Origin of the sequence: Pseudomonas yamanorum, from assembly GCF_900105735.1 — a bacterium.
GTDB lineage: Bacteria > Pseudomonadota > Gammaproteobacteria > Pseudomonadales > Pseudomonadaceae > Aquipseudomonas > Aquipseudomonas yamanorum.
Genome location: NZ_LT629793.1, coordinates 4,309,115 through 4,320,108 on the forward strand (window position 1 = coordinate 4,309,115; position 10,994 = coordinate 4,320,108).

General features: G+C 61.6%; 10 protein-coding genes. 6 read left to right on the plus strand and 4 right to left on the minus strand.

Annotated elements, in window-relative coordinates:
- Position 1: 1 nt before the first annotated feature.
- Positions 2-1,336 (minus strand): MFS transporter, encoded by a 1,335-nt coding sequence (locus BLU46_RS20305; RefSeq protein WP_063026959.1) that lies wholly within the window; start codon positions 1,334-1,336, stop codon positions 2-4.
- A 120-nt stretch (positions 1,337-1,456) separates the two neighbouring features.
- Positions 1,457-1,594, minus strand: coding sequence for a hypothetical protein (locus BLU46_RS32890; protein WP_157721300.1), 138 nt, complete (start codon positions 1,592-1,594; stop codon positions 1,457-1,459).
- On the opposite strand from BLU46_RS32890, the gene quiC reads away from it, so the two are divergent.
- Positions 1,593-3,491 (plus strand): 3-dehydroshikimate dehydratase QuiC, encoded by a 1,899-nt coding sequence (gene quiC / locus BLU46_RS20310; protein WP_093204827.1) that lies wholly within the window; start codon positions 1,593-1,595, stop codon positions 3,489-3,491. The two genes, BLU46_RS32890 and quiC, sit on opposite strands and share 2 nt — an antisense overlap.
- A gap of 71 nt (positions 3,492-3,562) precedes the next feature.
- Positions 3,563-4,228 carry a TetR/AcrR family transcriptional regulator gene (locus BLU46_RS20315; RefSeq protein WP_093204832.1) on the plus strand — a complete coding sequence of 222 codons (666 nt, stop codon included), beginning with the start codon at positions 3,563-3,565 and terminating at the stop codon, positions 4,226-4,228.
- A 127-nt stretch (positions 4,229-4,355) separates the two neighbouring features.
- Here the strand turns inward: BLU46_RS20315 and BLU46_RS20320 are convergent, their stop codons facing one another.
- Both BLU46_RS20320 and aroQ read right to left on the minus strand, forming a co-directional pair.
- Positions 4,356-5,216, minus strand: coding sequence for a shikimate dehydrogenase (locus BLU46_RS20320; protein ID WP_172834545.1), 861 nt, complete (start codon positions 5,214-5,216; stop codon positions 4,356-4,358).
- Positions 5,213-5,653, minus strand: a complete 441-nt coding sequence (aroQ, locus tag BLU46_RS20325; protein ID WP_093204837.1) for a type II 3-dehydroquinate dehydratase — start codon at positions 5,651-5,653, stop codon at positions 5,213-5,215. Before aroQ ends, BLU46_RS20320 begins: the two co-directional genes overlap by 4 nt.
- Before the next feature lie 205 nt (positions 5,654-5,858).
- Here aroQ and BLU46_RS20330 point away from each other — a divergent pair, with 205 nt between their 5' ends.
- The 4 genes from BLU46_RS20330 to BLU46_RS20345 all read left to right on the plus strand — a co-directional run bounded on the left by BLU46_RS20330 (position 5,859) and on the right by BLU46_RS20345 (position 10,930).
- A complete protein-coding gene (locus tag BLU46_RS20330; protein WP_093204841.1) occupies positions 5,859-6,380 on the plus strand; it encodes an RNA polymerase sigma factor in 522 nt (173 codons plus the stop codon).
- Positions 6,381-6,443: 63 nt separating this feature from the next.
- Positions 6,444-7,433 carry a FecR family protein gene (locus BLU46_RS20335; protein ID WP_093204845.1) on the plus strand — a complete coding sequence of 330 codons (990 nt, stop codon included), beginning with the start codon at positions 6,444-6,446 and terminating at the stop codon, positions 7,431-7,433.
- A 134-nt stretch (positions 7,434-7,567) separates the two neighbouring features.
- The gene (locus BLU46_RS20340) at positions 7,568-10,228 is read left to right on the plus strand and encodes a TonB-dependent receptor (RefSeq protein ID WP_093204849.1); all 2,661 of its coding nucleotides are present in this window, start codon (positions 7,568-7,570) and stop codon (positions 10,226-10,228) included.
- Positions 10,229-10,309: 81 nt separating this feature from the next.
- Positions 10,310-10,930 carry a heme acquisition protein HasA gene (locus BLU46_RS20345; RefSeq protein ID WP_063026971.1) on the plus strand — a complete coding sequence of 207 codons (621 nt, stop codon included), beginning with the start codon at positions 10,310-10,312 and terminating at the stop codon, positions 10,928-10,930.
- The last annotated feature ends 64 nt before the right edge of the window (positions 10,931-10,994 follow it).

Consider the following 10,994-nt stretch of genomic DNA (forward strand, 5'->3'; position numbering starts at 1 on the left):
TTCAGACCTCGACGGTCGGAATCTTGCGCGGCGCCATGAAGTACATCCAGATCAGCGCGATGAAGTACATCGCCGGAATCAGGGTGAACAGCACGGTGTAGTTGTTGTTGGTCACGGTCAGGATATGGCCGACGATCTGGGTCATGAACATCCCGCCGATGGCCGCGCACATGCCGCCAAAACCAAACACCGTACTCATCATGTGCTTGGGCGTGTAGTCCATCACCAGGCTCCAGATGTTGGCCGTCCAGGCCTGGTGCGCGCCGATGGCCAGGGAGATGGCAAACACCGCGACCCACAGCTGGCTGGAACCGGCGGCCATGATCACCCCGACGATGCAGCAGGCGAACAGCAGCATCGACAACAACCGCGCCTTGATCGGATTCATCCCACGGCCGATCAGGAACGAAGACAGAATCCCGCCGCCAATGCTGCCGAAGTCCGCCGTCAGATAAATGATGATCAGCGGGATGCCCATCTGGGTCACGTTGATGCCCAGGTTGTATTGCTGATTCAGGAACGGCGGCAACCAATACAGGTAGAACCAGAACACCGGTGCGGTCATCGAGTAGGCGAGGGCGAAGGCCCAGGTGCCGCGCATCCGCAGGATGCGGCTGAACGGCACGCGGGGTTGTTCCGGTTCGACTTCCTGCTGCACGTAGTCCAGTTCCGATTGCTTCACGCTCGGATGGTCTTCCGGGTTGTAGTACTTGAGGCCCCAGAACAGCAGCCAGATCCCGCCCAGTGCCGACATGCACAGGAAGGCGGCCTGCCAACCCCACACGTGAAGGATCAGCGGCAGCAGCATCGGCGTCATCATCGCGCCGACGTTGGTGCCGGCATTGAAGATCCCGGTGGCCACGGCACGCTCGCCGGCAGGGAACCACAAGCGGGTGGTCTTGACGCAGGCCGGGTAGTTGGCGGCTTCGGTCAAACCGAGAATGAACCGGCAGACCATAAAGCCCACCGCCGAGGTGGCCAGGCCGTGGGCGCCGGTGGCCAGGCTCCACAGCAGCACCGCGCAGAAGAACACGCGCTTGACGCCTACCCGGTCGATCAGCCGGCCTTGCAGCACAAAGCCGATGGCGTAACCCACCTGGAACCAGAAGTTGATGTTGGCGTAGTCCATCGCCGTCCAGCTCATTTCCTTGGCCAGGATCGGTTGCATCACGCCGAGGGCGGCGCGGTCGATGTAGTTCAGGGTGGTGGCGAAAAACACCAGGGCCAGCATGCCCCAGCGGGTTTTACCGACAGCCATGGCGCCACGGATTTTGTCGCCGATGCCGCTATGGGGATTGCTGTGGCGCACGGCCACGGCGGGATTTTGCGAAGGCATGAGGAAGTACCCGTTTTTTTTGAAATTTTTATGGTGTGTTCAGGGTCTTGGTTAACCGAGGCCACTCAACCCGAGCGGGACTCAATGTGCTGTCGATGGTGCGCAGAGGCTAAAAAATCGTCAATTCGCCGATTGCCATTCTGTTCGATAATCGCCCATAAAACTAACCGGTTCGTACATTTCAATTGCTGTGATGAACCTGGCGGCCAATAATTTGCCGTAAATAAGACCTGCTTCATCTGCCGGGAGTCGCCCCATGCAACGCTCCATCGCCACCGTTTCCTTGAGCGGAACCTTGCCGGAAAAACTCGAAGCCATCGCGGCTGCCGGGTTTGATGGCGTGGAAATCTTCGAAAACGATCTGCTGTATTACGACGGCAGCCCGCGTGAAGTCAGGCAAATGTGCGCCGACCTCGGCATTGCCATCACCTTGTTCCAGCCGTTCCGGGATTTTGAAGGCTGCCGCCGCGACCGCCTGGCGCGCAACCTTGAACGAGCCGAGCGCAAGTTCGACTTGATGCAGGAGTTGGGCACCGACCTGGTGCTGGTGTGCAGTAACGCGTCAGCCGATTCCGTTGGCGATGAAAGCATTCTACTGGATGACCTGAGCCTGCTGGCCGAACACGCTGGCCGCCGTGGCCTGCGCATTGGCTATGAAGCGTTGGCCTGGGGCCGACACGTCAACACCTGGCAACAGGTGTGGAACCTGGTGCGCAAGATCGATCATCCGAGCCTGGGCGTGTTGCTCGACAGCTTCCACACCCTGTCCCTCAAGGGCGACCCGAGCGCTATTGCCGAAATCCCCGGCGACAAGATTTTCTTTGTGCAGATGGCCGACGCGCCGATCCTGGCGATGGATGTACTGGAGTGGAGCCGGCATTTCCGCTGCTTCCCAGGCCAGGGCGAGTTCGACCTGGCGGGCTTCCTCGCCCCCATCATCAAGAGCGGCTACACCGGGCCGTTGTCGTTGGAAATCTTCAACGACGGCTTCCGCGCCGCACCGACCCGGGCCAACGCCGCCGACGGCCTGCGCTCGCTGCTGTACCTCGAAGAGAAGACTCGCCAACGGTTGGCGGAGGAAGCCAAACCGGTCCCCGAGATTCTGTTCGAAACCCCGGCCGCCAGCGAATACGACGGCATTGAATTCCTGGAATTTGCCGTGGATGAAAACCTCGGTGCCAAGCTCACTTCATGGCTGGAGCGTCTGGGCTTCGTCAAGGCCGGGCAGCATCGCTCCAAGAGCGTGAGCCTGCTGCGCCAGGGCGATATCAACCTGATCCTCAACTGTGAACCCTATTCCTTCGCCCACAACTTCTTCGAGGCCCACGGCCCGTCGTTGTGCGCCACGGCGATCCGCGTGAAGGACAGCGCCAAAGCCCTGGAGCGGGCGGTGGCTTACAAGGGCCAGCCGTATCGCGGGCTGGTCGGCCCCAACGAGCTGGAGCTGGCGGCCGTTCGTGCACCAGATGGCAGCCTGATCTACCTCGTCGACCAGAACGAAGGCGGCCTCTACGACACCGACTTCAACCTGCAACCTGCAAGCGCTGCCAGCGGCGGCCTGCTGCGCATCGACCACATGGCGATGGCCTTGCCCGCCGACAGCCTCGACAGCTGGGTGCTGTTCTACAAAAGCCTGCTGGATTTCGAAGCCGATGACGAAGTGGTGCTGCCCGACCCCTACGGCCTGGTGAAAAGCCGGGCACTGCGCAGTCGCTGCAGCTCGATTCGCCTGCCGCTGAATATTTCCGAGAACCGCAACACCGCGATTTCCCACGCGTTGTCGAGCTATCGCGGCTCGGGCGTGCACCACATTGCCTTCGACTGCGCGGACATTTTCGCCGAGGTCAGCCGGGCCAAGGACGCCGGTGTGCCGCTGCTGGATATCCCGCTCAACTACTACGATGACCTGGCGGCGCGGTTTGATTTCGACGACGAGTTCCTCAGCCAGTTGGCCTACTACAACGTGCTGTACGACCGCGATGCCCAGGGCGGTGAACTGTTTCACGTCTACACCGAGCCGTTCGAAGGCCGGTTTTTCTTCGAGATCATCCAGCGCAAGAACGGTTACACCGGTTACGGCGCGGCCAACGTGGCGGTGCGCCTGGCGGCCATGGCCAAGTCCCGCAGCGGTGCGGTGCGCCAGGCCAGGTTGTAAGGTGCTGGCGCTTCCTTCGGCGTGCGGCGCGGCCCATAATCACCGCCTGCACCTAAGGCCGTGAGCGCACCATGACCCTGACTTCCGAGCTTCCCGCCGCGGCCACTGCGCCGCGCAAGAGCCGCAAGAACAACCCGGAAAAGACCCGCGAGAACATTCTCCAGGAAGCCATCGTCGAGTTTGTTCAGCAGGGCCTGTCCGGCGCCCGAGTGGACGCGATCGCGGAGCGTATCCAGACCTCCAAGCGCATGATCTATTACTACTTCGGCAGCAAGGAGCAGCTCTACGTCGAGGTGCTGGAGAAGCTTTACGGCGACATTCGCAACACCGAGACCCGGATGAACCTGACGGCCCTGGAGCCCCGGGAAGCGATTCGCCGGCTGGTGGAATTCACCTTTGATCACCACGATCAGAACGTGGATTTTGTGCGGATAGTGAGCATCGAGAACATTCACAACGCCGAGTACGTAAAGCAGTCGACGTCCATCAAGGCGATGAACAGCAACATCCTCGAGGCCCTCGGCACTACGTTGCTCCGCGGGGCGGAGATGGGGCTGTTCCGCGAAGGGCTGGAGCCGCTGGACGTGCACCTGCTGATCAACTCGTTCAGTTTTTACCGGGTGTCGAACCGCCACACCTTCAGCGAGATCTTTCAGATCGAGTTGTCGGATGAGTCGGTCAAGCAGCGGCATCGGGCGATGATCTGCGAGTCGGTGTTGCGCTATTTGCAGGCCTGAGTTCAACACTGAGCAAATGTGGGAGCGGGCTTGCTCGCGAAGGCGGTGGGTCAGTAAAACATCCGGTGGCTGACACTCCGCATTCGCGAGCAAGCCCGCTCCCACATTTTTGATCCCGTTTCTGCAGTTAGATGTTCATGCTTCGGAAGTGCGCGAGCATTCTCTCGGCATCCGCCACTTCGCCACTGAACAACTCAAACGCCTTCACCGCCTGAAACACCGCCATGTTGCCGCCATCCAGGGTGCGGCAACCCAGGGCGCGGGCGTTGCGCAGCAGTTCGGTTTCCAGCGGGAAATACACAATCTCCGCCACCCACAAGTCGGCGCGCAAGGTGTCCAGTGGTACGGGCATGCCCGGCAGCTTGGCCATGCCCATCGGTGTGGTATTCACCAGGCCGTCGGCTTCGGCCATGGCGCTTTCCAAGTCATTGCCTGCCTGAGCCCGACCGGCACCAAAATGCTGGTTGAGGTTATCCGCCAGGCTGCGGGCGCGCTCGGCGTCCACGTCAAAAATACTCAAGCGTTCCACGCCTTCGCCCAGCAGCGCATGGGCCACTGCCGCGCCGGCACCGCCTGCGCCCATTTGCACCACGAACTTTCGAGCCACATCACTTAAGCCCCGGCGAAAGCCTTCGGCAAAGCCCAGGCAGTCGGTGTTGTGGCCGATGCGTTTACCGTCGCAAAGCACCACGGTATTCACCGCGCCGATGCCCCGCGCTTCGGGCGACAGTTCGTCCAGCAGCGGCAGGATCGCCTGCTTGCACGGGTAGGTGATGTTCAAGCCGGTGAAGTTCATCTGCTCGGCGGCCATCAACAGGTCGGGCAGGGCGCGGGTATCTGTTTGCAACTGGTCGAGGTCGATCAGGCGATACAGGTAACGCAGGCCCTGTGCATCGCCTTCGCGCTCGTGCAAGGCCGGAGTACGGGAAGCCTGGATGCCGGCGCCTATCAGGCCGGCGAGAATTCGACGTTTGGACACCGGGCTCATCCCTTCAAGGTCTTGCTGAAATGTTCGAGGGCCAGGTGGTAACCATGGCTGCCAAATCCGGCCAGCACCGCCTTGGCAATCGGTGAGACAAAGGAGTGATGACGGAAGGCTTCCCGGGCATGCACGTTGGACAAATGCACTTCGATCACCGGCACTTCACTGGCCACCAGCGCGTCGCGGATCGCCACCGAGGTGTGGGTCCAGGCCGCCGGGTTGATCACGATGCCGGCGCAACGGGTGCGGGCGCCATGGATCCAGTCCAGCAATTCGCCCTCGTGGTTGGTCTGGCGGAATTCGACTTTCAGTCCCAGCTGTTCGGCGCTGCGGCCACACAGGGCGGCGACGTCGGCCAGGGTTTCGTGGCCATAAGTGGCGGGCTCGCGAGTGCCGAGCAGGTTGAGATTGGGGCCGTTGAGCACCAGCACGATGGGCGGCATACAGGGTTCTCCACTGTTGTTTTTATGTATGTCGATAAAATGTACTGGATGGTTAATTTGGTCAATCACCTGGGTGGGAAGCGTTCGATTATCGAACGCAGAATGAAAACCACCGTTATGCAGATCAGAGTTGATATCAATTGAAAATCATTCTCGACAACGCTTAAGATGCCCGCCTGTTTCCTTTACATTCCAGGGAGTCGGTTTGTCGGACGTGGATCTCAAAGGCCTGTTTCTCAAGCACGCCGATACCCTGCGCGGGTATCTCGCGCGCAAGGTACGGGACCCGCAGTTGGCCGCAGACCTGGTGCAGGAGAGTTTCCTGCGCCTGGCGCAAAAGCCGGTCGGCGAGCGCATCGACAACTCCCAGGGCTATCTCTATCGCACGGCCAGCAATCTGCTGATCGACCATATTCGCCAGGAAGCACGGCGCAAGACCGACTCCGTGCCCCATGAGGCGCTGGCCGAGATTGAAGACGAAATGGCCGGGTTGGAGGCTCAGGCAATGGCGCAGCAACAGCGGCAGGCATTGAAGCAGGCACTGGCGGAATTGCCGGAGCGTACCCGACAGATTTTCCGTCTCAACCGCATCGAGGGCATGACCCATGCCCAGGTCGCACGGCACCTGGATATTTCCGACAGCTCGGTACAAAAGCACCTGGCCAAGGCGCTGGCGTATGTCATGCAGCGTTTGCAGGAAGGCGAGGCGGGGCCATCCGACGAATGAATTACCGACAAACCTGGGGTCAGACGTCACAGCGTTACATAACGAAAAATTCGAGATTCACACGTGAATAGCCCAGGTCCGCAACAGCACAGCATTACCGAGGCGGCTGCCGATTGGGCGGTGCGCCTGCACGCCGGCGCCCTGACCGATCAGGAACAGGCCGAGTTGCGCCAATGGATCGCCAGGGACAGCCGCCATGAAGCTGCGCTGCGTTTTGCCGAGCAGACGTGGGCGGCGCTGGGCGAGGTGCATCGCGATGAGACGGTGCATCGCCAGCGGCCAGCCGCCGCTTCTGCGCCGGTGCGCGGCTCCCGCCGCCGCAAGCCGTGGCGCGTGGCAGCGAGTGTCGCGCTGTTGCTGGTGGCGGCCGGCGTCGGTTGGGTGCGCGGGCCCGAAGCGTTGCTGCACCTGCAGGCCGATTACGTCACCCACAAGGGCGAAGTGCGCACCGTACACCTGGCCGACGGCAGCAGCGTGCAACTGGATTCCGCGAGTGCAATCAAGCTGGAGTTTGACGGCGTGCAGCGGCGCATCAGCCTGATCAAGGGCTCGGCGATCTTTGATGTGGCGCCGATGGCCGGCGAGGAAAAGCGGCCGTTCGTGGTGCAGAGCGCCAGCGGGCAAACCCGCGCCCTTGGCACGCGGTTTGTGGTCGAGCGGGAAGATGACCGGCAGGCCTGGGTCGGCGTGTTGCAGCACAGTGTGGCAGTGACGCTCCAGGCGCTGCCGCAGAAAGAAACCGTGCTCAAGGAAGGCCAGGCTGCGCGCTACAGTCCCGAAAACGGCGTGGTCGCCCTTGATGACCTCGATCTGGAGCGCGCCACCAGTTGGCGTCGGGGCGTGCTGATCTTCGACCGGTTGCCACTGGCCAAGGTCATCGAGCAACTCAACCGCTACCGGCCTGGCAAGGTGGTGCTGACCGACGCCGACCTGGGCACCCGTGAAGTCAGCGGCGTGTTCCGTCTCGACATGCTCGACACCGCCCTCGGTACCCTGACCGAAGAATTGCAGGTGCAGCGCTTCGATCTGGCGGGGCTGAGCCTGATCTATTGATGGGGTCGCCGGGCCCCATTTACGCCCTTCGAAAAAACTTTCAAAAAAACCTTACTGAGTTCCGACGCCTGACACGTCCTGTTAAGTGAGAAGTATTCGCATAAACAAGAATGGTCAGCGAAGGGATAACGTCGATGTCTGCAATCACCAAGGGGCGCAATACCGGTAGCCGGTTGGCCTTTGCCATTCACTTGGGGCTGTTCGCCTCTGCCTGCCAGGTGCAGGCCGCCGAGGCGCCGGCTGGTGCGTCGCAGCCCGCTACCTTGATGTTCGACATCGCCGCGCAACCCTTGGGCAGCGCCGTGCTGAGCTTCGCCGACCAGGCAGGCTTGCAGGTGCTGTTCGACAGCCAGCGCCTGCAAGGGTTGAGCAGCACCGCGCTCAAGGGCAGCTTCAGTGTGCACGAAGGCCTGGGCCGTTTGCTCGGTGCCGCCCCGGTGGAATACCGCTTTACCGGCGCCCGCCAGGTCACCCTGACCCGGGTTGAACAGCCGGGCAACGCTGCGCTGGCATTGGCGACGACCACGATCACTGGCCAGCACAAGAATGACTGGGTGTACTCATCGCCGCGTTCGGTCAGTGTGGTGGGGCGCGAACAGTTGGATCGCAACCCGCCGCGCCATGCCGCCGAGATGCTGGAAGAGGCCCCTGGGGTCTACTCGGCGGTCAGTCAGCAGGACCCAGGCCTGTCGGTGAATATCCGCGGAATCCAGGACTATGGCCGGGTCAACATGTCGGTCGACGGCATGCGCCAGAATTATCAGCAGAGCGGTCACCAGCAACGTAACGGCACGCTGTATGTCGACCCTGAGTTGCTGTCCGAGGTGGTGATCGAAAAGGGCGCGACCTCCACCATGGGCGGTGCGGGAGTGATTGGCGGGATTGCCAACTTTCGTACCGTGGAGGCGGCTGACCTGCTCAAGGACGGCAAGCAAATCGGCGGGCGCATTCGTGTCACCACGGGCCTCGGCGGGCTCAGCAACGGTACGCACTTTATCGGCAGTTCGGCGTTTGCCGTCGGCACCGATGTGTGGGACATGCTGGTGGCGGCCAGTGAGCGGCATCTGGGGGATTACGACCCCGGCACCCAGGGCAGCATCGGCGACCTGCGTACCGGCACGGCGTTCATACCGGCCAGCCAGGATCGCATCAAGAATACCCAGGTCGCCTATTCGGGCTCGGTGATGCGTTCGCGTCTGCTCAAGCTCGGTCTCAACTTGCCGGCTGATCAACGTTTGCAACTGAGCTACCTGTTGACCGAAGTCGACTACGACGACGTCAACATGATGACCGCCGAAAAACCTCAATTATGGGAAAAGCTCGGCAGCAGCAACGTCAAGGCACAGAACCTCGCGCTGGACTACAGCTACACGCCGGACAATCCGCTGATCGACTTCAAGGCCAAGCTCTACGCCGTCGACACCCGCAATGACCAGTCCACGCTGGCCCGCGGCCGCACACCCGGCTATGACGTGACCTATCAAACCGACACCTATGGTGTTCAGGCGCAGAACACCTCGACCTTTGCCTTGAGCGAGCTGTCCGTGCTCAAGGCTAACTATGGGCTGGAGTTTTTCTACGACAAGGTCCGGCCGGACTCCAATCAACCGGTGGAGGCTGGCTCTGCGGTTGAGGCTTCCGCGCTGGAAAGCATCACCCCCAAAGGTGACCGGGCGATGGGCAGCCTGTTCGGTCGCCTGGATTACGACTACGACGACTGGCTGAACCTGAATGCCGGGCTGCGTTACGACCGCTATCGGTTGCGGGGCGAAACCGGCTTGAACACCCGCACCTTCATCATCGGCACTACCCGCCAGATCGGCGTACCCGTGGCCTATGACGTTGACCGGGAGGAGGGGCATTTCTCGCCGACCTTCGGCCTGTCGATCAAGCCGGGTGTCGACTGGCTGCAGCTGTTCGCCACGTACGGCAAGGGCTGGCGCCCTCCGGCGGTGACCGAAACCCTGGTCAGCGGCCGGCCCCATGGCGGCGGTTCGGAATCGATCCTGCCCAACCCTTACTTGAAGCCCGAGAAGTCCACGGCGTGGGAGGTCGGATTCAACGTGCTTAAGGAAGACCTGCTGTTCGCAGACGACCGTGTGGGCGTGAAAGTGTCCTACTTCAACACCCGCGTCGATGACTTCTCCTATATGGCCTTGGGGGTGCAGCCGCCCGGTTATGGCATCGCCAACATTGGCAATGCGGCGTATGTGAACAACCTGGAGACCACCCGTTTTCGCGGTCTCGAGTACCAACTGGATTACGACGCCGGGTTTGCCTATGGCCAGGTCAACTACACCCGCATGCTCGGCAGCAACAAGTTCTGCAGCAACACCGCCTGGCTCGGCGGCGTGACCAAGATCCAGAGCCGGCCAGGTAACCGTAGGCCGGTGGACGCCATGGTGCCGGACGACGTGGCCAATGCCGCCGTGGGTTGCAACGCCATCCTCGGTTCCTCCGAGCACATGCCGATGGACCGTGGCACCGCGACACTGGGCGCGCGTTTCTTCGAGCGCAAGCTGGATGTGGGTGTCCGCGCCCGCTACAGCGCCGGTTACTACGTAAAAGGCGGCGTCGGCGTGACCACCTCGCAAACCGGCGTTTACCCCGCTGACTGGAAACCCTACACCGTCTACGACCTTTACAGCAGCTACCGCGCTACTGATCAGTTGACGCTGCGCCTGGCCATGGAAAACGTCACCGACCGCGCGTACCTGGTGCCGCTGGGCGACGTGCTGGCCTTCACCCTCGGCCGTGGGCGCACCCTGCAGGGCACCGTTGAATATCAGTTCTGACCGATTTTGCCCAGTGACGGGCAAAGCCACAGCAGGCACTGGCTTGCTGCGGAGTTACCACCCCATGACTTGGAGTTTTGCATGAGCATTTCTATTTCATACAGCACGGCCTATGCCGCTAATACCGTTGCCGAGTACCTGAGCGACTGGTCGGCTTACTTTGGCGACCTGAACCACCGTGAAGGCTCGGTCAAAGAGGGTTCGAACACTGGTGGTTTCAATCCTGGGCCGTTCGACGGTACCCAATATGGCGTGTCCAGCACGGTCAGCAATGCGGCGGTGGTCGCTGACGGCGACCTGCATTACACCCTGTTCAACCCGCCGTCGCACACGTTGTGGGGTTCGCTCGACGCCCTCAACCTGGGCACTGTCCTGACGGGCGGCGCTGCCGGCGGTAGCTACAGCCTCGCCAACCAGGAAGTCAGCTTTACCAACCTGGGCCTTGAGAGCCTGCAGTCCGAAGGTCGTGCTGGCCAGGTGCACCAGATCGTCTACGGCCTGATGAGCGGCGACAGTTCGGCACTCGCCTCGGCGATCGATTCCCTGCTCAAGGACATCGACCCAAGCCTGTCGGTCAACTCCACCTTCGACCAACTGGCCGCAGCGGGTGTGGCGCATGCGGATTCGACGTCGTTCGCGGCGGCCGACGTGGCCCTGGTAGGTGTGCAAGACGTGCCTCAGGACTTTGCCCTGGCCGCCTGACGCCTTGGCTGCATGAAACAAGCCGATGAAGGATCACGCCTTCATCGGCTTTCGGTGTTTCCCG